This is a genomic window from Enterobacter sp. HG048 (genome assembly GCF_024702055.1).
Taxonomy (GTDB): Bacteria; Pseudomonadota; Gammaproteobacteria; order Enterobacterales; family Enterobacteriaceae; genus Enterobacter; species Enterobacter dykesii.
Genome location: NZ_JANLIZ010000008.1, coordinates 45,918 through 68,030, shown reverse-complemented (window position 1 = coordinate 68,030; position 22,113 = coordinate 45,918). Strand labels below are relative to the sequence as shown.

General features: G+C 56.9%; 23 protein-coding genes. 12 read left to right on the top strand and 11 right to left on the bottom strand.

Annotation, left to right across the window (positions count from 1 at the left end; all coding sequences use genetic code 11):
• The first annotated feature begins 61 nt into the window (after positions 1–61).
• From rpsO to mtr, 6 genes are all read left to right on the top strand, one after another.
• Positions 62–331 (top strand): 30S ribosomal protein S15, encoded by a 270-nt coding sequence (rpsO, locus tag NUX24_RS11595; RefSeq protein WP_003861789.1) that lies wholly within the window; start codon positions 62–64, stop codon positions 329–331.
• Between the two features lie 242 nt (positions 332–573).
• Positions 574–2,712, top strand: coding sequence for a polyribonucleotide nucleotidyltransferase (pnp, locus tag NUX24_RS11590; RefSeq protein WP_024906369.1), 2,139 nt, complete (start codon positions 574–576; stop codon positions 2,710–2,712).
• 108 nt (positions 2,713–2,820) lie between these two features.
• On the top strand, positions 2,821–3,705 hold the full coding sequence (gene nlpI, locus NUX24_RS11585) for a lipoprotein NlpI (RefSeq protein ID WP_023309331.1): 885 nt from the start codon (positions 2,821–2,823) through the stop codon (positions 3,703–3,705).
• Between the two features lie 107 nt (positions 3,706–3,812).
• Positions 3,813–3,893, top strand: coding sequence for a protein YrbN (gene yrbN / locus NUX24_RS21910; protein ID WP_100122156.1), 81 nt, complete (start codon positions 3,813–3,815; stop codon positions 3,891–3,893).
• A complete protein-coding gene (locus NUX24_RS11580; RefSeq protein ID WP_023309330.1) occupies positions 3,886–5,781 on the top strand; it encodes a DEAD/DEAH family ATP-dependent RNA helicase in 1,896 nt (631 codons plus the stop codon). Before yrbN ends, NUX24_RS11580 begins: the two co-directional genes overlap by 8 nt.
• A gap of 142 nt (positions 5,782–5,923) precedes the next feature.
• A complete protein-coding gene (gene mtr, locus NUX24_RS11575) occupies positions 5,924–7,168 on the top strand; it encodes a tryptophan permease (protein ID WP_257831643.1) in 1,245 nt (414 codons plus the stop codon).
• Positions 7,169–7,226: 58 nt separating this feature from the next.
• Here the strand turns inward: mtr and NUX24_RS11570 are convergent, their stop codons facing one another.
• The 3 genes from NUX24_RS11570 to NUX24_RS11560 form a co-directional block, all read right to left on the bottom strand.
• Positions 7,227–8,228 (bottom strand): luciferase-like monooxygenase, encoded by a 1,002-nt coding sequence (locus NUX24_RS11570; protein ID WP_257831641.1) that lies wholly within the window; start codon positions 8,226–8,228, stop codon positions 7,227–7,229.
• 77 nt (positions 8,229–8,305) lie between these two features.
• Positions 8,306–9,184, bottom strand: a complete 879-nt coding sequence (locus NUX24_RS11565) for a U32 family peptidase (protein WP_214576893.1) — start codon at positions 9,182–9,184, stop codon at positions 8,306–8,308.
• Positions 9,185–9,191: 7 nt separating this feature from the next.
• A complete protein-coding gene (locus NUX24_RS11560; protein WP_126329204.1) occupies positions 9,192–10,187 on the bottom strand; it encodes a peptidase U32 family protein in 996 nt (331 codons plus the stop codon).
• Positions 10,188–10,398: 211 nt separating this feature from the next.
• Here NUX24_RS11560 and NUX24_RS11555 point away from each other — a divergent pair, with 211 nt between their 5' ends.
• Together NUX24_RS11555 and NUX24_RS11550 are read left to right on the top strand one after the other, a co-directional pair.
• Complete coding sequence (locus tag NUX24_RS11555) at positions 10,399–10,923, top strand: SCP2 domain-containing protein (protein ID WP_029739636.1); 525 nt, start codon at positions 10,399–10,401, stop codon at positions 10,921–10,923.
• The gene (locus NUX24_RS11550; protein WP_214576894.1) at positions 10,917–11,420 is read left to right on the top strand and encodes a GNAT family N-acetyltransferase; all 504 of its coding nucleotides are present in this window, start codon (positions 10,917–10,919) and stop codon (positions 11,418–11,420) included. The genes NUX24_RS11555 and NUX24_RS11550 overlap by 7 nt, the downstream gene beginning before the upstream one ends.
• On the opposite strand, the gene NUX24_RS11545 is transcribed toward NUX24_RS11550, so the two are convergent.
• Positions 11,407–11,736: a GIY-YIG nuclease family protein gene (locus NUX24_RS11545; RefSeq protein WP_023309323.1), complete on the bottom strand. Its 330-nt coding sequence runs from the start codon at positions 11,734–11,736 to the stop codon at positions 11,407–11,409. The two genes, NUX24_RS11550 and NUX24_RS11545, sit on opposite strands and share 14 nt — an antisense overlap.
• A gap of 14 nt (positions 11,737–11,750) precedes the next feature.
• On the opposite strand from NUX24_RS11545, the gene NUX24_RS11540 reads away from it, so the two are divergent.
• On the top strand, positions 11,751–12,185 hold the full coding sequence (locus tag NUX24_RS11540; protein WP_047651704.1) for a YhbP family protein: 435 nt from the start codon (positions 11,751–11,753) through the stop codon (positions 12,183–12,185).
• Here NUX24_RS11540 and NUX24_RS11535 read toward each other — a convergent pair.
• A complete protein-coding gene (locus NUX24_RS11535) occupies positions 12,165–12,683 on the bottom strand; it encodes a type 1 glutamine amidotransferase domain-containing protein (RefSeq protein ID WP_048981198.1) in 519 nt (172 codons plus the stop codon). The genes NUX24_RS11540 and NUX24_RS11535 overlap by 21 nt on opposite strands.
• 128 nt (positions 12,684–12,811) lie before the next feature.
• On the opposite strand from NUX24_RS11535, the gene NUX24_RS11530 reads away from it, so the two are divergent.
• Together NUX24_RS11530 and NUX24_RS11525 are read left to right on the top strand one after the other, a co-directional pair.
• A complete protein-coding gene (locus NUX24_RS11530) occupies positions 12,812–13,456 on the top strand; it encodes an NAD(P)H-binding protein (RefSeq protein WP_214576896.1) in 645 nt (214 codons plus the stop codon).
• A 40-nt stretch (positions 13,457–13,496) separates the two neighbouring features.
• Positions 13,497–14,534, top strand: a complete 1,038-nt coding sequence (locus tag NUX24_RS11525) for a permease (protein WP_257831634.1) — start codon at positions 13,497–13,499, stop codon at positions 14,532–14,534.
• Between the two features lie 67 nt (positions 14,535–14,601).
• Here the strand turns inward: NUX24_RS11525 and dolP are convergent, their stop codons facing one another.
• Genes dolP through NUX24_RS11505 form a run of 4 tightly spaced genes read right to left on the bottom strand, consistent with a single transcriptional unit; the run spans position 14,602 to position 18,329 of the window.
• The gene (gene dolP, locus NUX24_RS11520) at positions 14,602–15,177 is read right to left on the bottom strand and encodes a division/outer membrane stress-associated lipid-binding lipoprotein (RefSeq protein ID WP_023616279.1); all 576 of its coding nucleotides are present in this window, start codon (positions 15,175–15,177) and stop codon (positions 14,602–14,604) included.
• Positions 15,178–15,186: 9 nt separating this feature from the next.
• Positions 15,187–15,777, bottom strand: coding sequence for a DnaA initiator-associating protein DiaA (diaA, locus tag NUX24_RS11515; protein ID WP_003861754.1), 591 nt, complete (start codon positions 15,775–15,777; stop codon positions 15,187–15,189).
• Positions 15,778–15,798: 21 nt separating this feature from the next.
• Positions 15,799–16,194 carry a YraN family protein gene (locus NUX24_RS11510; protein WP_257831630.1) on the bottom strand — a complete coding sequence of 132 codons (396 nt, stop codon included), beginning with the start codon at positions 16,192–16,194 and terminating at the stop codon, positions 15,799–15,801.
• Positions 16,152–18,329, bottom strand: coding sequence for a penicillin-binding protein activator (locus NUX24_RS11505; RefSeq protein ID WP_257831628.1), 2,178 nt, complete (start codon positions 18,327–18,329; stop codon positions 16,152–16,154). The genes NUX24_RS11510 and NUX24_RS11505 overlap by 43 nt, the downstream gene beginning before the upstream one ends.
• A gap of 62 nt (positions 18,330–18,391) precedes the next feature.
• Between NUX24_RS11505 and rsmI the strand changes: the two genes are divergently transcribed.
• Complete coding sequence (gene rsmI / locus NUX24_RS11500; protein ID WP_023309315.1) at positions 18,392–19,255, top strand: 16S rRNA (cytidine(1402)-2'-O)-methyltransferase; 864 nt, start codon at positions 18,392–18,394, stop codon at positions 19,253–19,255.
• Positions 19,256–19,321: 66 nt separating this feature from the next.
• Here rsmI and NUX24_RS11495 read toward each other — a convergent pair whose 3' ends face one another.
• The gene (locus NUX24_RS11495) at positions 19,322–21,211 is read right to left on the bottom strand and encodes an enterotoxin (RefSeq protein ID WP_257831625.1); all 1,890 of its coding nucleotides are present in this window, start codon (positions 21,209–21,211) and stop codon (positions 19,322–19,324) included.
• Positions 21,212–21,230: 19 nt separating this feature from the next.
• Positions 21,231–22,103 carry a tagatose-bisphosphate aldolase subunit KbaY gene (gene kbaY, locus NUX24_RS11490; protein WP_047651697.1) on the bottom strand — a complete coding sequence of 291 codons (873 nt, stop codon included), beginning with the start codon at positions 22,101–22,103 and terminating at the stop codon, positions 21,231–21,233.
• Positions 22,104–22,113 lie beyond the last annotated feature (10 nt).

The window sequence follows — 22,113 nt, the reverse complement described above, 5'->3', positions numbered from 1 at the left end:
ACATGGGATTGCTGAATTAGAGATCGGCATCCTTACATTCTTTATACTTTGGAGTTTGAAAATGTCTCTAAGCGTTGAAGCTAAAGCTAAAATCGTTTCTGAGTTTGGTCGTGGTACTAACGACAGCGGTTCTACCGAAGTTCAGGTTGCACTGCTGACTGCCCAGATTAACCACCTGCAGGGTCACTTTGCAGAGCACAAAAAAGATCACCACAGCCGTCGTGGTCTGCTGCGTATGGTTTCTCAGCGTCGTAAACTGCTCGACTACCTGAAACGTAAAGATGTTGCACGCTACACCGCGCTGATCGAGCGTCTGGGTCTGCGTCGCTAAGTCTTGCGAGTTTCAGAAAAGGGGGCCTGATGGCCCCTTTTTTCAACCAGACGGCAGCAATTCACTGGAAACTATTGTATTGTTGCTATAAATGATCTTCATTGCAGAGGTTCGCGCGGCTAATGAGAGGCTTCACCCATGGGGGTGTTGGTTGTCATTAGTCGCGAGGATGCGAAGAAGGTCGGGTCAAATCGACAGCACACCGGTGGTGTGCTGTCAAACATTTAAGAAAGGACAGAACTTTGCTGAATCCGATCGTTCGTAAATTCCAGTATGGTCAACATACCGTCACGCTGGAAACCGGCATGATGGCACGTCAGGCTACTGCTGCCGTTATGGTAAGCATGGATGACACTGCGGTATTCGTTACCGTTGTTGGCCAGAAAAAAGCTAAACCAGGTCAGGACTTCTTCCCGCTGACCGTTAACTACCAGGAGCGTACCTACGCTGCCGGTAAAATCCCGGGTGGTTTCTTCCGTCGTGAAGGCCGTCCAAGCGAAGGCGAAACCCTGATTGCGCGTCTGATTGACCGCCCGGTTCGTCCGCTGTTCCCGGAAGGCTTCGTTAACGAAGTACAGGTTATCGCTACCGTTGTTTCCGTTAACCCACAGGTTAACCCGGACATCGTTGCCATGATCGGCGCATCCGCTGCCCTGTCACTGTCTGGTATTCCATTCAATGGCCCAATCGGTGCCGCGCGCGTTGGCTACATCAACGACCAGTACGTGCTGAACCCAACCCAGGAAGAGCTGAAAGAAAGTAAGCTGGACCTGGTTGTTGCGGGTACTGAAGCGGCTGTGCTGATGGTTGAATCCGAAGCTGAACTGCTGAGCGAAGACCAGATGCTGGGCGCTGTGGTCTTTGGCCACGATCAGCAGCAGATCGTTATCCAGAACATCAACGACCTGGTGAAAGAAGCCGGTAAACCACGTTGGGACTGGCAGCCAGAAGCGGCAAACGACGCGCTGAACGCACGCGTTGCAGCCCTGGCAGAATCTCGTCTGAGCGATGCATACCGCATCACTGACAAGCAGGAGCGTTATGCTCAGGTTGACGTGATCAAGTCTGAAACTATCGCCACTCTGGTTGCTGAAGATGAAACGCTGGACGCTAACGAACTGAGCGACATCCTGCACGCAATCGAGAAAAACGTTGTTCGTAGCCGTGTACTGGCAGGCGAGCCGCGTATCGATGGCCGCGAAAAAGACATGATCCGTGGTCTGGATGTGCGTACTGGCGTTCTGCCACGTACTCACGGTTCCGCGCTCTTCACCCGTGGCGAAACGCAGGCGCTGGTTACCGCGACTCTGGGTACTGCACGTGACGCACAGATCATCGACGAACTGATGGGCGAGCGCACTGACAGCTTCCTGTTCCACTACAACTTCCCTCCGTACTCCGTAGGCGAAACCGGTATGGTTGGCTCGCCGAAGCGTCGTGAAATTGGTCACGGTCGTCTGGCGAAGCGCGGCGTGCTGGCAGTGATGCCAGAAGCAGACAAATTCCCGTACACCGTACGTGTGGTGTCTGAAATCACCGAATCCAACGGTTCTTCTTCCATGGCTTCCGTGTGTGGTGCTTCTCTGGCGCTGATGGATGCAGGCGTACCAATCAAAGCCGCTGTGGCTGGTATCGCTATGGGTCTGGTGAAAGAAGGCGACAACTTTGTTGTTCTGTCTGACATCCTGGGCGACGAAGACCACCTGGGCGATATGGACTTCAAAGTAGCGGGTTCCCGCGAAGGTATCTCTGCGCTGCAGATGGATATCAAAATTGAAGGTATCACCAAAGAGATCATGCAGGTTGCTCTGAACCAGGCTAAAGGTGCGCGTCTGCACATCCTGGGCGTGATGGAACAGGCGATTAACGCGCCGCGTGGCGACATTTCTCAGTTCGCTCCACGTATTCACACCATCAAGATCAACCCAGACAAGATCAAAGATGTTATCGGTAAGGGCGGTTCCGTAATCCGTGCGCTGACCGAAGAGACTGGCACCACGATCGAAATCGAAGATGACGGTACTGTGAAAATCGCAGCAACCGACGGCGAGAAAGCGAAATTCGCAATCCGTCGCATCGAAGAAATCACTGCAGAGATCGAAGTGGGCCGCGTCTACGCAGGTAAAGTGACCCGTATCGTTGACTTTGGCGCGTTCGTTGCCATCGGTGGCGGTAAAGAAGGTCTGGTTCACATCTCTCAGATCGCTGATAAGCGCGTTGAGAAAGTGACCGATTACCTGCAGATGGGTCAGGAAGTACCGGTGAAAGTTCTGGAAGTTGATCGCCAGGGCCGCATCCGTCTGAGCATTAAAGAAGCAACCGAGCAGTCTCAGCCAGCTGCTGCGCCAGAAGCACAGGCAGCAGAACAGCAAGGCGAGTAAGTTGCCATTTGCCCTCCGCTTTGCGGAGGGCCTATTATCAGGCAGGACGCCTTGTTAAGCCGCCGGGGGACAGGACGTTCATCCAATAGTTGTCTTCGGGAGTGGGAAATGAAGCCTTTTTTGCGCTGGTGTTTCGTTGCGACAGCTTTAACGCTGGCAGGATGCAGCAACTCTGCCTGGCGTAAGAGCGAAGTCCTCGCAGTGCCATTGCAACCGACTTTGCAGCAGGAAGTGATTCTGGCACGCATGGAACAAATACTTGCCAGTCGGGCTTTAACCGATGAAGAACGCGCACAGCTTTTATATGAGCGCGGAGTGTTGTATGATAGTCTCGGTCTGAGGGCATTGGCGCGAAATGATTTTTCACAAGCGCTGGCTATCCGACCTGATATGCCTGAAGTATTCAATTACTTAGGCATTTATTTAACGCAGGCAGGCAATTTTGATGCTGCCTATGAAGCGTTTGATTCTGTACTTGAGCTTGATCCAACTTACAACTACGCGCACTTGAATCGCGGTATCGCATTGTATTACGGCGGTCGTGATAAGTTAGCGCAAGATGATCTGCTGGCGTTTTATCAAGACGATCCTAATGATCCTTTCCGTAGCCTGTGGCTTTACATCGTTGAGCGGAAGCTCGATGAGAAGCAGGCAAAAGAGGCACTGAAACAGCGCTTCGATAAATCGGACAAGGAACAGTGGGGATGGAACATTGTCGAGTTCTACCTGGGCAACATTAGCGAAGCAACGCTGATGGAACGCCTCAAGGCGGACGCAACGGATAACACCTCGCTCGCTGAGCATCTCAGTGAAACCAACTTCTATTTAGGTAAGTACTACCTAAGTCTGGGGGATATGGACAGCGCTACGGCACTGTTCAAATTAGCGGTTGCTAACAACGTACACAACTTCGTTGAGCACCGTTATGCATTGTTGGAATTATCGCTCTTGGGCCAGGAGCATGACGACCTGGCAGAATCGGACCAGCAATAGCTGACGACATAAACATCAGCCCGTAATCTTTTGATTGCCATCACCTTAACTGGTGAGGGCGTTGTTGTTCGTCAATACACCTACTTTGAGCCGGTTCACACTTTTCAATGAAAATTGCTAATCATTTTCACGATGAGCTAAGTAGACTGGCCGCCATTGACATTGAGGCACTCGTACTACATGGCTGAATTCGAAACCACTTTTGCAGATCTGGGCCTGAAGGCTCCTATCCTTGAAGCCCTTAACGATCTGGGTTACGAAAAACCATCTCCGATCCAGGCTGAGTGTATCCCACACCTGCTTTCTGGTCGTGACGTGCTGGGCATGGCCCAGACTGGTAGCGGTAAAACTGCAGCATTCTCGCTGCCGCTGCTGAACAACATTGATCCGGACCTGCGTGCACCGCAGATCCTCGTCCTGGCTCCAACCCGTGAACTGGCTGTTCAGGTTGCAGAAGCCATGACGGAATTCTCTAAACATATGCGCGGCGTAAACGTGGTAGCCCTGTACGGCGGCCAGCGTTATGACGTGCAGTTACGCGCCCTGCGCCAGGGCCCACAGATTGTTGTCGGTACGCCGGGCCGTCTGCTGGATCACCTGAAGCGCGGTACTCTGGATCTCTCTAAACTGAGCGGCCTGGTACTGGATGAAGCAGATGAAATGCTGCGTATGGGCTTCATCGAAGACGTCGAAACCATCATGGCGCAGATCCCGGACGGTCATCAGACCGCGCTGTTCTCTGCCACCATGCCAGAAGCGATTCGTCGTATCACCAAGCGCTTCATGAAAGATCCTCAGGAAGTGCGTATTCAGTCCAGCGTAACCACTCGCCCGGACATCAGCCAGAGCTACTGGTCTGTGTACGGCATGCGCAAAAACGAAGCGCTGGTACGTTTCCTGGAAGCGGAAGATTTTGATGCGGCGATTATCTTCGTGCGTACCAAAAACGCGACCCTGGAAGTGGCTGAAGCCCTGGAGCGTAGCGGCTACAACAGCGCAGCGCTGAACGGCGACATGAACCAGGCTCTGCGTGAGCAGACTCTGGAGCGTCTGAAAGACGGTCGTCTGGATATCCTGATTGCCACCGACGTGGCAGCACGTGGTCTGGACGTTGAGCGTATCAGCCTGGTTGTTAACTACGACATCCCGATGGATTCCGAGTCTTACGTTCACCGTATCGGCCGTACCGGTCGTGCGGGTCGTGCTGGCCGTGCGCTGCTGTTCGTTGAGAACCGCGAGCGTCGTCTGCTGCGTAACATTGAACGCACCATGAAACTGACCATTCCAGAAGCGGACCTGCCAAACGCAGAGCTGTTGGGCAAACGCCGTCTGGAAAAATTCGCCGCGAAAGTACAGCAGCAGCTGGAAAGCAGCGATCTGGACCAGTACCGCGCGCTGCTGTCGCAGATTCAGCCTGTTGCTGAAGGCGAAGAGCTGGACATGGAAACCCTGGCTGCAGCACTGCTGAAAATGGCTCAGGGCGAACGTAGCCTGATCGTGCCACCAGATGCGCCGATGCGTCCTAAGCGTGAATTCCGTGACCGTGACGATCGCTTCGAACGTCGTGGCGACCGTAACGATCGTGGCCCACGTGGTGACCGCCCAGAGCGTGGTGGTGAAGACCGTCCACGTCGCGAGCGTCGTGACGCGGGTGATATGGAACTGTACCGCATTGAAGTGGGTCGTGATGATGGCGTTGAAGTTCGTCACATCGTTGGCGCGATCGCTAACGAAGGCGACATCAGCAGCCGTTACATCGGTAACATCAAGCTGTTCGCATCCCACTCTACCATCGAGCTGCCAAAAGGCATGCCGGGCGAAGTGCTGCAGCACTTTACGCGTACCCGCATCCTGAACAAGCCGATGAACATGCAGCTGATGGGTGATGCACAGCCACGCCCTGACCGCGGTGGTGAACGTCGTGGCGGTGGTCGCAGCTTCGGTGGCGAGCGTCGTGAAGGCGGCCGCAGCGAAGGTCGCGGTGGTGAAGGTCGTCGTTTCTCCGGCGAGCGTCGCGAAAACCGTGGTCCACGTCGTGAAGAAGGCACCAGCCGCCGTCGTTTCGGTGACGCGTAAGCCTTACGCTTCTGACGTAAAGTAAAATATACAGCCCCGATACACGCTATCGGGGCTTTTTTTATTCCTTTTGTACTCTTGTACTGGTACAGTGCGTCACATTAAAATGCAGAACCGCATGATTGACTGGAGAAAAGGCTGTATGGCGACACTAACCACCACCCAAACGTCACCCTCGCTGCTTGGCGGCGTGGTGATCATCGGCGGAACCATTATAGGTGCCGGGATGTTTTCCCTGCCTGTGGTCATGTCCGGTGCGTGGTTCTTCTGGTCGCTGGCGGCGCTGGTCTTTACCTGGTTCTGCATGCTCCATTCCGGGCTAATGATCCTTGAGGCGAACCTGAACTACCGCATTGGCTCCAGCTTCGACACCATTACCAAAGATCTGCTGGGCAAAGGCTGGAACCTGGTGAACGGGCTGTCCATCGCGTTTGTGCTCTATATCCTGACCTACGCGTACATTTCAGCGAGCGGCTCGATTCTGCATCACACCTTCTCGGAGATGTCGCTGAACGTTCCGGCGCGTCTGGCGGGGCTCTGTTTTGCACTGGCTGTGGCGTTTATCGTCTGGATGAGTACCAAAGCGGTGAGCCGCATGACGGCGATCGTACTGGGCGCGAAGGTCATCACCTTCTTCCTTACCTTCGGCAGCCTGCTGGGGCACGTGACGCCCGCCACGCTGTTTAACGTCGCCGAAGTGAACACCTCCTACACGCCGTACCTGCTGATGACGCTGCCGTTCTGTCTGGCGTCGTTCGGCTACCACGGTAACGTGCCGAGCCTGATGAAGTACTACGGCAAAGATCCCCGCACCATTGTGAAGTGTCTGGTCTACGGCACGCTGCTGGCGCTGGGTCTGTATGTGATTTGGCTGCTGGGGACGATGGGCAACATCCCACGTCCGGAATTTATCGGCATTGCCCAGAAGGGCGGTAACATCGACGTGCTGGTGCAGGCGCTGAGCGGCGTGCTGAACAGCCGCAGCCTGGATCTGCTGCTGGTTATCTTCTCTAACTTTGCGGTGGCGAGTTCTTTCCTGGGCGTGACGCTGGGCCTGTTTGACTATCTGGCGGATCTGTTCGGCTTTGATGATTCTGCGATGGGGCGTTTAAAAACCGCGCTGCTGACTTTCCTGCCGCCGATTGTGGGCGGCCTGCTGTGGCCGAACGGTTTCCTGTACGCCATCGGCTATGCAGGGCTGGCGGCAACTATCTGGGCGGCAATTGTGCCGGCGCTGCTGGCGCGCAAATCACGTAAACGTTTCGGTAGCCCGAAATTCCGCGTCTGGGGCGGCAAGCCGATGATTGCGCTGATCCTGGTGTTTGGCGTGGGTAACGCGGTGGTACACATATTGTCGAGCTTTAACCTGTTACCCGTGTATCAGTAAACGTCTCTTTTCACCCTCTCCCCTGGGGAGAGGGCTGTGGTGAGGGCAACAAAACGCACTACATTTCTTCTTTAACCTGCATCGCCAGCTCAAACGAATGCAAACGCGCCTGGTGATCGAAAATCTGGCCGTTAACCATAATTTCATCCGCCTGCGTTTCGCGCAGCACCGCCTCCAGCCCGTGGCGCACTTTCGCTTTATCGCCTACCAGCGACATGCTCAGCGCCTGCTGTACGCCATACTGCTCTGAGGCTGACCACAGCTGATGCATATTCTCCACCGGCGGCGGAAGCTGGCCCGTCTCACCGCGACGCAGCTTCACAAACGCCTGCTGCATTGAGGTAAACAGGAATTCCGCGTCGCGATTGCTGTCGGCGGCAATGATGTTAATGCACACCATCGCGTACGGTTTCTCAAGACGCTCGGACGGTTTGAAGTTCGTGCGGTAGAGATGCAGCGCCTGATGCAGCATATCCGGCGCGAAGTGCGAGGCGAAGGCAAACGGCAGCCCCAGCTGCGCGGCGAGCTGTGCACTGTAGAGGCTTGAGCCTAACAGCCACACCGGGATCTTCTCGCCGTAGCCCGGGACCGGGCGCACGTGCGGGTTAGGATCGCGCGCGTCAAACCAGTCCACCAGCTCGGCCACGTCGCGCGGGAAGTGGTCGATATCGCCGCTCATATGGCGACGCAGGGCGCGCATGGTTGGCTGGTCGCTGCCGGGCGCACGACCAAGACCCAAATCAATACGCCCAGGATAGAGGGTATTTAGGGTGCCAAACTGCTCGGCAATCACCAGCGGGGCGTGGTTTGGCAGCATCACGCCACCGGAGCCCAGATGCAGGGTGGTGGTATTTGCTGCCAGATAGCCAATCAGTACAGAGGTGGCGGCGCTGGCAATGCCCACCATGTTGTGATGTTCGGCCAGCCAGTAGCGGTGATAGCCACGCTTTTCGGCCAGCTGAGCGAGATCGAGAGAGTGCGAAAAGGCTTCTCTTGCCGAGGAGCCTTGTGGGATCGGCGCCAGATCCAGCACCGAAAACGGAATGGTTTTGTCAGTCATAACAGCTCACTTTGTCGACGGTCAATCTTTAATACTGCATTAAATAATGATAACCGTTGTTAACAAAGTGAGCTTTTTTACGCCTGCAGCTCCAGCCCGGCGAGCCGTCTCCAGTAGCCGTTGCAGTCGCTGTTTGCCGTCAGCGGCAGCGGCGCGGCGCCGTTTTCATTGGCGCGGAAGGCGTCCAGCATCGCGAACACGCCAGTATCCAGCGGCGACAGACGAACCATATCCACCAGCCCGTCCATCGACGCCAGCTCGTTGCCGAGGTTATAGACATAGCCGCTCATGGTCTGAATACCGTTGAGGACAAACACCTGCTGATTCTCCTGCGACAGCATGCTGCGTCCGTTCGGGTACTTGATGCAGCAGGTTTCGCATTCGTCTTTCGGGCGGTCTTCCGAGCGCGCGGTGAAGCAGCGGGCGGAGTAGGCCAGCGGCAGATGCCCGTAGCTCAGCACTTCCACTTCAAACTGATTGCGAATGCCCAGCTCGTCGCACTGGTTAAGCAGGTTAGCCAGCCAGTCACGGGAGAGCTCTACCGGCATGCACCAGCGCGTCATCCCCTGTTTGAGCAGCAGGCGCAGGGTCACGGCGTTGTAGCAGTTCAGGGCATGACCCGCGACAAACGGCAGCCTGCGTTCAGCGCACATGTTCACCACGCCCAGATCGCTCGCTTCCAGCAGGAACTCGCCGTTTTCAACGTAGCGCTTCAGCTCGCCCAGTTCGGACGACGCCTGCACCAGCGCGAGCGTGGAGAGCACCACCTGCTTGCCGCTTCCGGCCAGGCCTTTCGCCATATCCAGCCAGTCGCCCACTTTGGTGGCGCGGCGCTTGCTGCACACCGCTTCGCCGAGGTAAATCACGTCGGCGCTGCTGGCAGCGGCCTGTTGGTAAAAATCTTCCAGCGTCTCTTTTGGCCAGTAGTAGAGCACCGGTCCTAATGAATATTTCATGATTTTCTCACTGCCATTTACGGTGATACGCGCCCAGCGTGGTTTGCGTGCCTTCGGACATCGAACCGAGCGTTTCCATCCAGGCCTGCTGTGGCGCGTAGTTCTGCGGGTCCGCCATGCAGCGGTCGATGGCCTGACGCCACACTTTCGCAACCTGGCTCACATAGGCCGGGCTGCGCTGACGTCCTTCGATTTTCACCGAGGCAATATTGGCCGCCAGCAGTTCCGGCAGCAGCTCCAGCGTGTTGAGGCTGGTCGGCTCCTCCAGCGCGTGATAGCGCTCGCCGTCGACCAGATAGCGGCCTTTACACAGGGTTGGATAACCGGCGTTTTCACCGTCCTGATAGCGGTCGATCAGCACCTCATTCAGGCGGGATTCCAGCCCCTGAGGGGTCTGCTGCCAGCGAACAAAGCGGGCAGGAGAGCAGGCCCCGACGGTATTTGGAGATTCGCCGGTTAAATAAGAGGAAAGATAGCAACGGCCTTCAGCCATGATGCACAGGCTGCCAAAGGCAAAAACTTCCAGCGGCACTGGCGTGACGCGCGCGAGTTGCTTAACCTGATGAATAGAGAGCACGCGCGGCAGCACCACGCGGGCCACGTCAAAGTGTTGATGATAAAAACGCACCGCCTCTTCGTTGGTGGCAGATGCCTGAACAGAGACGTGGCGCTCAATATGGGGATAGCGTTCTGCCGCATACTCAAGCATGGCGAGGTCGGCCAGGATCAGCGCATCGGCACCCAGCTGTGCCGCCATATCCACCGCGCGCTGCCAGCGGGTGTAGCCGTCAGGATGAGCAAAGGTATTGATGGCGATATGCAGCTTGCGGCGGTGCTGGTGAACGAAGTTAACGGCTTCCTGAAGCTTTTTCTCCGTAAAGTTGAGGCCAGCAAAATGGCGGGCGTTGGTGTCATCTTTCAGCCCGATATAGACCGCATCGGCCCCATTTTCGATGGCCGCCTTAAGCGCCGGAAGATTTCCGGCAGGGCAGAGCAGCTCCATAATTTATCCTGATGTAGTCGATCGCAAAATTGTTAACGAGCTGGGATTTTAATTAACCCATACGCGACAATTTTTGATTTAAGGCAGCTAATGGCGTATTGATGACACCAATAATGAGGTACGGCGGACGAAGGTTTGTTGATTTACGCCGCTATGTTGCGCGTCGGATATGGCAAAATAGCCGGACTATAGATATCAGGGAGTAAAGCTCGTGCTGGATAAACTGCGTTCACGTCTCGTACAATTTGGTCCATCAATGCTGAGCGTGCCGGTCAAGCTGGCGCCGTTCGCGCTTAAACGTCAGGTGCTGGAGCAAGTCCTGAGCTGGCAGTTCCGCCAGGCGCTGCAGGACGGCGAGCTGGAATTCCTTGAAGGCCGCTGGTTAAGCATTGAGGTGCGTGACATCGGGCTGCGCTGGTTTACCTCCGTTGAGAATGACCAGCTGATCGTACGCGAGTCCGCCGACGCGGATGTGAGCTTTAGCGCCAACGCCAGCGATCTGCTGATGATCGCCGCGCGCAAGCAGGATCCGGATACGCTCTTCTTCCAGCGCCGTCTGGTGATTGAAGGCGACACGGAGCTGGGCCTGTACGTTAAGAATTTAATGGATGCCATTGAGCTGGAGCAGATGCCGAAAGCGCTGCGCGTGATGTTAATGCAAATGGCAGATTTCGTTGAGGCCGGGCTGAAAACCCCGCCGGACGGTAAACACACTTCAGTAGGTGAGCCATGCTGATTCGAGTCGAAATTGGGATTGATGCGCCGGGGATCGATGCGTTGTTACGCCGCGCCTTTGCGAGCGATGCCGAAGCCCAACTGGTCCACGACCTTCGCGAGGATGGCCTGATTACGCTGGGGCTGGTTGCCACCGATGACGAAGGTCAGGTGGTCGGCTATGTGGCCTTCAGTCCGGTCATCGTTCAGGGCGAAGATCTTCAGTGGGTGGGAATGGCACCGCTGGCGGTAGATGAAAACTATCGCGGGCAAGGGCTGGCGCGTCAACTGGTCTATGAAGGGCTGGATTCGCTCAATGAGTTTGGCTATGCCGCCGTTGTCACGCTGGGCGATCCGGCGTTTTATGGTCGATTGGGCTTTGAGCAGGCCGCGCATTACGATCTGCGCTGCCGCTGGCCGGGGACGGAATCCGCTTTCCAGCTCCATCGTCTGGCGGACGACGCGCTCAACGGCGTCAATGGTCTCGTCGAGTACCACGACCATTTCAATCGCTTTTAATCAGGCTCTCGCGTAGCGCCTCAAAGGAGCCGTCTCCGGTCACGAGGCGCTCCTTCTGGCGCTTCGTAAGCTGCTTGATGCGGTATTCCAGCCTGAGCGCCAGCGATCGGTCGCCGACGGCCGCTGAGAAGGCGAGCTGTAGTTCCCCTTTCCCCCGCAGCGCTTTTGCCCCTTTCCCCGTTTGATGTTGTAAAAAACGCCGCGCCACATCGGTGGTGATCCCGGTGTAGAGGGCGTTATCAGCGGTTCGGACAAGATAGAGAAACCAGCACACGGTAAACGGATTCAGTATGTTAAGGTGAACGCACCATAGCATGAGAGAGAACGAAAATGGAAACACTGGCCGCCATTAACCGCTGGCTGGCGAAGCAGCATGTTGTCACCTGGTGCGTCTATGACGAGGGTGAGATGTGGTGCGCAAACGCGTTTTACTACTACGATCCTGAGCGCGTGGCGTTTTATGTCATGAGTGAAGACAACACGCGTCATGCGCAGATGACCGGCCAGCAGGCAAAGGTGGCAGGTACGGTAAACGGCCAGCCGAAAACGGTCGCGCTAATCCGCGGCGTGCAGTTTAAAGGTGAAATCCGTCGTCTGGATGGTGAAGAGAGCGACGCGCGCCGTAAGCTCTACACGCGCCGCTTTCCCGTTGCCGCTGCGCTAAAAGCCCCGGTCTGGGAAATTCGCCTCGATGAGCTGAAATTTACCGACAACACCCTGGGCTTTGGCAAAAAGCTGCACTGGTTACGCGCCGAGCAGGCGTAGCGCTTCGCGGTTAAACGCCGGGAGATCGTCCGGGGTCCGGCTGGTGATCAGCTGGTCTTTGTCGTTGACCACCTCCTGATCGTAAAACTCGGCCCCCGCATTTTTCAGATCGATAACGATCGGTTTCACGGCGGTAAGCTTACGCCCGCGGACCACTTCTGCGCTGATGAGCAGCTGCGGGCCGTGGCAGATGGCAAACACCGGTTTGCCGGTAGAGACAAAGTCCCGGGTGAAGGTCACGAAGCGCTCGTCCCCGCGCAGGGAATCCGGGGAATGGCCGCCGGGTAACAGCAGGGCGTCGAAATCTGAGGGGCTAACGTTATCAATGCTCTCATCGATGGTCACGGTCGCCTCGCCCTTATGGCCTGTCACCGTTTTACCCGCCTCTTTCTCAATGGTGATGACCTCATGTCCCGCCTTGCGGAACGCCTCTGCTGGAGAGGTGAATTCTGAATCTTCAAACTCGTCGGTAATCAAGACTGCGATTTTCTTGCCCATGCTTCCTCCGTTGTTTTGGCTTCAGACTGATTTTTCTCCGCTTGTGGTAAATACTTACCTGTAACAGACTTCTAAGTGTGGTCGACGACGCTGAGTTCGCAAACGGACAATTCTGTAAAGGGGAAAAGATGAGTCAGGTATTGATTACAGGTGCTACCGGCTTAGTGGGCGATCATCTGCTGCGGCTGCTGATTCAGGATCGCCGCGTGAACTATATCGCCGCCCCGACCCGTCGACCGCTGGCGGACATTTCCGGCGTCTTTAATCCGCACGATCCTCAGCTGACGGACGCGCTGGCGCAGGTGCAGGACCCGATTGATATCGCCTTTTGCTGTCTGGGCACCACGCGGCGGGAGGCGGGGAGCAAAGAGGCATTTATCCACGCCGACTACACGCTGGTGGTGGACACCGCGCTCACGGCGAAAAAGCTGGGGGCCAGACATTTTCTCGTGGTCAGCGCGCTGGGAGCCAGTGCCGGATCGCCGTTCTTCTACAACAAGGTGAAGGGCAAGATGGAGGAGGCACTGATTGCGCAGAAATGGGAGCAGCTGACGATTGTGCGCCCTTCGATGCTGATCGGCCACCGGGACGAACGCCGCTTTAACGAGTCGATCCTGGCCCCGCTGTTTCGGGTCCTTCCCGGCAACTGGAAAGCCATCGAGGCGCGGGACGTCGCGCGCGCGATGTTAAAAGAGGGACTGGCCCCGTCGAAAGCGGGCGTAAACATTATCCCTTCGGCAAAACTGCGTGAAATCGCGCAGGGCGAGGCGTAAACTCCCCCGGCTAATAACCTAATATTCTCCGGGGAATGCTATGACTGGTCAGTCTTCATCTCAGGCGGCAACACCTGTTCAATGGTGGAAGCCCGCACTCTTCTTTCTTGTGGTCATTGTTGGCCTCTGGTACGTGAAATGGCAGCCGTACTATGGCAAAGCCTTCACCGCCGCCGAAACGCACAGCATCGGTAAATCTATTCTTGCTCAGGCTGAATCCAGCCCGCTGCAGGCGGCGTGGGATTACGCCATTGTCTACTTCCTTGCCGTCTGGAAAGCCGCCGTCTTAGGTGTGATCCTTGGGTCACTAATTCAGGTGCTTATCCCCCGTAACTGGCTGGTGAAAACCCTCGGGCAGCCGCGCTTTCAGGGCACGCTGTTGGGGACGATTTTCTCCCTGCCGGGCATGATGTGTTCCTGCTGCGCCGCGCCCGTGGCCGCAGGGATGCGCCGCCAGCGCGTGTCGATGGGCGGCGCACTGGCGTTCTGGATGGGCAACCCGCTGCTCAACCCGGCAACGCTGGTGTTTATGGGCTTTGTGCTGGGCTGGCATTTTGCGTTCATCCGTCTGGTCGCCGGGCTGCTGACCGTGCTGGTGGTGGCGACGCTGGTGCAAAAACTGGTGAAGGATACTGCCGCAGAACCCGCAGCCGTTGAGCTGGACGTCAGCGAGCCGCAGGGTGGCTTCTTTGCGCGCTGGGGCAGGGCGCTCTGGCAGCTTTTCTGGAGCACCATCCCGGTCTATATTCTGGCGGTACTGGTTCTGGGGGCGGCGCGCGTCTGGCTCTTCCCGCATGCGGATGGCGCTATCGACAACACGCTGATGTGGGTCATTGCGATGGCCGTTGCGGGCTGCCTGTTTGTGATCCCAACGGCGGCGGAGATCCCGATTGTTCAGACCATGATGCTGGCCGGTATGGGGACCGCGCCGGCGCTGGCGCTGCTGATTACGCTGCCGGCGATCAGCCTGCCGTCGCTTATCATGCTGCGTAAGTCGTTCCCGGCCAAAGCGCTGTGGCTGACCGCAGGGCTGGTGGCGTTGAGCGGGGTGATGGTGGGCAGTATTGCGTTGATGTAAAAAAAGCCCGGTGGCGCTAGCGCTTACCGGGCCTACAAAAAAATCCCCTCAAGCGAGGGGATTTTTTTTATTTGATGTAAGTAAACGCGGTGGTGACGTGCTTCACGCCGCTCACCCGGCTGGCGATATCGGCCGCCGCTTTCCCTTCACGTTCGGTCACCAGACCCAGCAGGAACACTTCGCCGTTTTCAGTCGTCACTTTCACGTTGGATGATTTCACCTGGTCCGAGCCCAGCAGCTGGGAACGCACTTTGGTGGTGATCCAGGTGTCGGAAGAGGCGTCACCCAGGCCAATTGGCTTGCCCTGGCGCACTTCGTTAAACACCTCTGTGGTCCCTTCGACGCCCATCGCAATCTGTTTCGCACGCGAGGCGAGCTCCATATTCGGCGCCTGGCCTGCCAGCAGCACTTTGCCCTGATAAGCCGTCACGTTGATACGCGCTTCTTTCTTGATTTGTTCGTCTTTCGACAGCGCACTGTTGACGCGCAGCTCCAGCGTACCGTCATCTACCTGCGTCCCCACAGAGCGCGGATCGGTCGCTGCTTTGGTACCCACTGCAGCGGTGCCCACAACGGCCGCAGCGATACATCCCTGAAGCAGTAATGCAGACATAAGGACTGCGAGGGTCGATAAAGCCTTCATAAGAACTCCTTAATCATCCTGGTGAGGGAAAAGCGTGTTATCGATCAAATCACATAAGCAGTTCACCGTGAGCATATGCATCTCCTGAATACGCGCGCTCCGGTGAGAAGGAATGCGGATTTCCACATCCTGCGGCCCGAGCAGACCCGCCAGCTCACCCCCGTCATAGCCGGTTAAGGCCACGATGGTCATGTCGCGGGTGACGGCGGCTTCAACGGCTTTGACAATGTCCCGGCTATTGCCGCGCGTGGAGATGGCCAGCAGCACATCTCCGGCGTGACCCAGGGCTCGCACCTGCTTTGCGTAAATTTCGTCATGCAGACGATCGTTAGCAATCGCCGTTAAGACCACATTATCGGTATTAAGTGCAATGGCGGGTAAACTCGGGCGTTCTGTTTCAAAGCGATTGATCATGCTGGCAGCAAAATGCTGTGCGTTGGCGGCTGACGTGCCGTTGCCACAACAGAGGATTTTGTTGCCGTTAAGCAGGGATTGCACCAGCGTCATTGCGGCACGCGAGATAGCATCCGGAAGGGCTTCCGCCGCGGCAATCTGAGTCTGGATGCTTTCTGTGAAGCACACTTTAATTCTTTCGAGCACGTTATCCCTTTTAAATCTTAATTATGCGTCTTCGCCAAAAGCGTTTTTGAGCCATTCGATCTCATTTCCGGTGAAGGCTATCACATCGAACCGACAATCCACAGTATCAAAGCTCCCATTATGGCGGGCAAGCCACAAGTGGGCAGTCTGTAATAATTTATGTTGTTTGGCGAGCGTCACGCTGGCGGCAGCACCGCCAAAACGGGAGGACTGTCGAAAGCGGACTTCTACAAATACGGTGACCTGACCGTCTTTCATGATCAGATCAATTTCGCCGCCGCGCCCGCGGACGTTAGCGGCGATAAAGTGCAGTCCTTTGCCTTCAAGCCAGCGACGCGCCTTTAACTCCCACGCATCGCCGGTCTCTTTACGGCTTAACTGGCCGGGACGATTTGCCCCTGCTGGTATTTGAGCCATGATAACTTCCTGTTGATCACGCAGTCCTGAGTCGCGGTCAGATCGCCGGTGTTGCCGTTAAGCTCAAAGCCCGGCACCTGCCGCATCTGGGTAAAGTGGTTCGCCAGCGCCCATGCATCGACACCCATCGCATACAGACGCGCCAGCGAATAATCGTTACGTACGGTACTCAGCGCCTGCTGCATCAGCGCCGGGTTGCTGCCTGCCAGCATCGGGATTTCGCTGTACTGCAGACCGTCCATTTCCAGGCGGAAATCCGGGCCAGCGGTGCCCTGCGCGCTGCGTGAGCTGGCGTAGAGCGTTGCGCCGCTCTGGCTGCCGTTACGCATCGCGATCATCGGTTTGATAAAGGCGATCTCCTGCGGCGTGGCAACGATATAGGCCGCATCCACTTTGCCGCCACCGCTAATCTGCGCGTCGGTTGGTGGGGCCGGGATCGTCAGGCCGCCAATCGTCACGCCCTGCTGCTGCGGCAGGCTGGCGGTGACAGGGCTGCCGTTAAGCGCGATACCCGCTCCGCCGTTTACGCCCGCGCGCAGTTCAGAGACGGAACCGAATTTCTGCTGCAGCACCACGCCACCGCCCAGCTTTTGCCACTCATCGGCAAAGGCATTGGCCACGCGATCGCCCAGCGCGCTGCGTGGGATGAGCAGCAGCGGAGCCTGTTTACCCTGCTCGTGAATATGACGCGCCCCATCGCGGGCTTCGTCTTCAGGGGAAAGCGCGAAATAGCAAATATTGGCCCGGTTCTGAACCTGCTCGGGCTGGTTGAGCGCCAACACGTTCAGCGTGGTATTGCTCTTCATCAGCTCTTCAACGTTGTTTTTCAGCAGCGGACCGACAACGATGCTCGCCCCGTCCTGCTGAACCTGAGCCAGAACCTGGTCCAGCGGCTGCGAGCTGGTGTCGTAGATTTTCAACTCAGCGCCCGGGTTGGCGCTGGTGGTTGCCACGGCCTGCGGCTGCGCGGCAGGTTGGGCCGCGGGTTGTGCAGTCTGCTGTTGAGCCTGTTCTGCCGTTGCGTCAGGCGCTGGCGCCGCTTGCGTCTCGGCCGGAGCCTGAGTTGCAGGTGCTGTAGTAGCCGGAGCTGCTGCAGCCGGTGCCGCTGTAGCCGGAGGCGTCGTCGGGGCCGTCACCGGGTTTTGCATCGTACCCTGCGCCGGCGCTTGCGCCGTGGTCAGATCGCTGGTCTCCGCTGCGGACGGGCTGACAACATCATTCACGTTAGCCGCCTGAGCCGCCTGCGCGGGAACCGCGCTGCCGGTTACCGAGGTGGTACCATTTTTCGCGGCTTCAAAGCCCTGCTGAATGGTACGGCCAAACACCGCCGCCTGGCCGTTGAGCGGCAGAAGCAGGGCGATTTTGCTGGTGGACGCTGGCTTAAAGTTCTGGACGTTCACCAGCTGGGTTGGCAGCATTTTCGCACCCGGGTTTTGCGGGTAGCGCGTCTGCCAGTCCGTAATACCGGCTTTCAGCATCTTTGGATCGCTGCGGTTGTTGAACCACATCTGCTGCAGATCCAGCCAGCCCTGCAGGACGTTTTCATCGGCGTTGATGACCAGCGCCTGCGCCTGTTCCTGGGTCATAGAGGCAAGCGCTTGCCAGGTGGCATCGATATTTTTCTGCTTATCGGCACCGCCGAGCAGCGGCTCTTGCGCGACGAGGGCGCGGAGCAACGTCAGGGAAGGGCGCCCCTGCTCCGCGGTAATGCCCGCCTGCCAGAAGCGAGCCTGCTGATTTTTATCCAGCGCGCTCACGTCAATGTCACCGAGGATCTTCTTCGCGGCGGCGTAATCTTTCAGCGCGACCTTCAGCTCGGCAGAGAGCAGGCTCTGCTCAAGACGCTGGGCGTCGTTAAGATCTTTTGGCAACTGGTTAAACAGTTCTGCTGCCTGCTGGGTTTTACCCTCTTTCAGCAGTGCACGAATGGCGAGTAATTGCCAGTTGGTCTTGGTATCATTTGAACTCTGCGACATTTGTTGCAGATAAAAGCCAGAATCAGCCTGAGCAGACCCCTGGAGATGGGCGGTGCTCTGGTCAGGTGCCTGGGTGCCACAGCCTGCAAAGATCAGGGCTGCCAGCAGAAGCGGCACGCTGCGCGTGGCTTTTTTTCGAAGAAACGTTAACGGTACCATACTGTATCCAGTGATTTTTTTTACGCAATGCTCAATATTAAATCGGCAATACGGACGAAACAATGAAACAACACGAAACGGCAGATAATTCTCAAGGCCAGCTTTATATTGTACCTACTCCTATCGGGAATTTGTCTGATATTACCCAACGTGCGCTCACCGTACTGCAAGCTGTTGATTTAATAGCTGCTGAAGATACCCGCCACACTGGCTTGTTGCTGCAACATTTCGCGATTAACGCCCGTTTGTTTGCTCTGCACGATCACAATGAGCAACAAAAAGCCGAAACGCTGGTGGCGAAGCTGAAAGAGGGGCAGAACATTGCCCTGGTCTCCGACGCCGGTACGCCGCTGATAAACGATCCCGGCTATCACCTGGTGCGTACCTGTCGCGAAGCTGGTATTCGCGTTGTGCCGCTGCCGGGACCGTGCGCTGCCATTGCTGCGCTGAGCGCCGCAGGTCTGCCGTCTGACCGTTTCTGCTATGAAGGCTTCCTGCCTGCCAAATCCAAAGGTCGTCGCGACGTGTTAAAAGATCTGGAAGCGGAACCGCGCACCCTGATTTTCTACGAATCCACGCACCGTCTGCTGGAGAGCCTGGAAGATATGGTGACCGTGTGGGGAGAAGCCCGTTACGTGGTGCTGGCGCGCGAGCTGACCAAAACCTGGGAAACCATTCACGGTGCCCCAGTAGGTGAACTGCTGGCGTGGGTGAAGGAAGACGAAAACCGCCGCAAGGGTGAAATGGTGCTGATTGTCGAAGGGCATAAGGCGCAGGAAGACGCGCTCCCTGCCGACGCGCTGCGGACGCTGGCGCTGCTGCAGGCGGAACTGCCGCTGAAGAAGGCCGCTGCGCTGGCGGCGGAAATTCACGGCGTGAAGAAAAATGCGCTGTATAAGCATGCGCTGGAGCAGCAGGGGGAGTAAGCCCCTGCGCCTGTTTTGCCGGGTGGCGGCTGAGCCTAACCCGGCCTGCAGATCGTTATGCGTCTTTTAGCTAACTGGCACCGCCTCAAACACCAGCGTTTCCAGCGGCTGCAGCGTAATCACCACCGCGTTTTTATACTCCTCCGGTACGGTTGAATTACTGCCGTAGACCGCTTTCAGACGAAACTGCGCCGCGTTTCCTGTCGGTATTTCGAAATCTTTCGTCAAATCAAGGTAGTAGCTTTGCGGCTTATCCGACGGGTTACGCAAGCCGAGAATCGCTTTGTCCTTGCTCCAGGATGCCCAGCCGTAAACCTGCAGCGCGGTCGGATCGCCACCAATCCAGTGCGTATCCACCAGCACGCTGGCGTTATCCCGGGACCATTTCGCGGCCCGCGCCAGGGTATCCCACTTCGCCTTATTCAGCATTGAAGGGGTGATATACAGCTCCTGCAGCTGGGTTCCGGTAGCGAAGTAGCTCCAGACCTGGTCGGCAAAGTCGCTGTCCGTTTGCACCTTCTCCAGCCCGTAATAGGCGTTTTCCGCGCTGACGATCCCGTGATACATCAACGAGTTCAGCGGGAACAGCGGCCCTTTGCGAACAATGGAGCGGTACGTTTCCGCATCGCGGTAGGTCAACCACTGCTGCACCGGCGTGCCGGGGCCGTACAGGTTGATGTCATCGCCCTGGCGCCAGATGGAATCAGCGTAGAACAGCCAGGACGGGCTGGCGTTGGTACCGGTCGTCAGGTTAATAAACAGATTCGGGTTGACGCTGCGCATGTTGTGCAGCAGAGCGATAGAGGCGTCAAAATCCGAGGCGAACGGGCTGCCCTTAATATGCGAATTGGCATTACCCATCCCGTCGAGCTTGAACGAGGTAATGTGCTCGTTTTTAATTAGCTTAACGATCTGCTCATTGAAGTTTTTAAAATAGTTTGGGCCTGACAGCGCCAGCTTCCCGTCTACCGTTTCGAAACCGTACTCTTTTGCATGCGAGACGCGAGTATCGCGCGGTTTGTTATAGCCACCCCACGGCGAGAGCCACAGTCCAACCGAGCTGTGCAGGCTGTCGGCTTTTTCCCGAACTTTGCCAAAACCGTTGCTGAATGCCGGGCCAAACAGCCAGCGTCCGGTCAGATCATCCCAGCCATCGTCAAGCAGGAACGCATCCAGCGCCACGCCTCGCCCGGTGATAAATTCCTTATTCCATTCATCCATCCGCCCCAGCACGTCCTGCTCGGAGTAAGGGGTAAAGAAGCCGATATCCATCCAGCTGTTGTAGTGTAAATAAGGCTTATACGGACGCGGGCGGACGGCATCGATGAACTGGTTTACGCTGCGGCGCAGCTGGCTGGTCTCCGGGAAGGTGCCGAACCAGGTGGTAAAGCTGACCGGCGACTCTGGCTGAATCGGCGTTTTCAGTTCTACGTTGAGGTTGGTCGTCCCTTCATAGGCGTAAGTGTTTACGATGGGCTTGTCCGGCAGAATATAGAACGAGTCTGCGACGATCGGCGAGCTGTTAATCGCCCCGTCTACGTAAGGTGCCTGAGCCTGCTTTTTGGTCGGGAAGAAGGTAATTTTCGCCACGTCTCGCGGCTGGCCGACTGCGGCAACGGTATAGTCGATGCTGGCGTATTTCCCCTTCACCAGGTTCAGCTTCACCGTTACGTTAAAGTCCGGATGGGTGAAGTCGATGACCATCGCGCTGTCCTGCTTTTCGACATGCTTGATTTTAAAATCAGCGGTATGGATTTTCGTCTCGTCCGGAAGCGTCAGGAAGAACAGCTCCTGCGGCGTGAGCGGATGATTAGCCCTGGTGTCCTTAACCACTACCGTTGAGTTTGCATCATCAAATGACAGGGCAATATTGTCGTTACCGAGCGCGTAGTTCGCGGCCACCGCGCTATGGGAAATGCACAGGGCCAGCAGTGAGAGTGCGAGGATTTTTTTCATCAGCGTAAGCTCCTTTTAATCAGGCTTCTGCCGGAAGCAGCAATCGGTTTGCCGATCCGCAAACGGCGATCTTGCTTCTGACCACCTCTTTCATGGCGTCCATGCCGACCCGCATATAGAAGCGCGGATCGTTCCCCTGCGGGTTTTCGGCAAACCAGGCTTTAACCGCGTCAGAGAAGGCAATTTTCAGCTCGGTGGCCACGTTGACCTTGCACACGCCCAGCTCGATGGTGCGGCGCACAAACTCATCCGGCACATCGCTCGCGCCGTGCAGCACCAGCGGCACGGTGACCACTTCGCGGATCTCGGCCAGCCGCTGGAAGTCGATTTTCGGGCGCTTGGTATACAGGCCGTGCGCGGTGCCGATGGCGACGGCAAGACTGTCTACGCCGGTCAGTTCGACGAAGCGTTTCGCCTCCTGCGGATCGGTGAGAAATGCGCTTTCCGCGTCCACGCTCATGTCATCTTCCACGCCACCCAGACGCCCCAGCTCGGCCTCGACGCTGCAGTCGTTGAGGTGGCAGAAATCGACCACCGACTTCACCAGCTTCACGTTTTGGTCAAACGGATAGTGGCTGCCGTCGATCATCGCGCTGCGCACGCCCGCGTTGACCTTGCGGCGAATATCGTCCAGCGATTCGTGGTGATCGAGGTGCAGCGCCAGCGGCATGTCGTAGGTGTGGGAGTAGGCGCTGCACAGGGCGTAGATCTCTTCCAGCGCAATATGCTTAAAAGTGCCCGGCGTGCCCGCGAGGATCACCGGCGATCGCATTTCGCTGCACGCTTCGAGGATCGCCTGGATCGTCTCCGCGTTGTGGATGTTGAACGCCGGAACGGCGTAGCCTTTTGCCTGTGCGTCCTGCAGAAGATATTTGGTAGAAATAATACTCATGATCCGATCC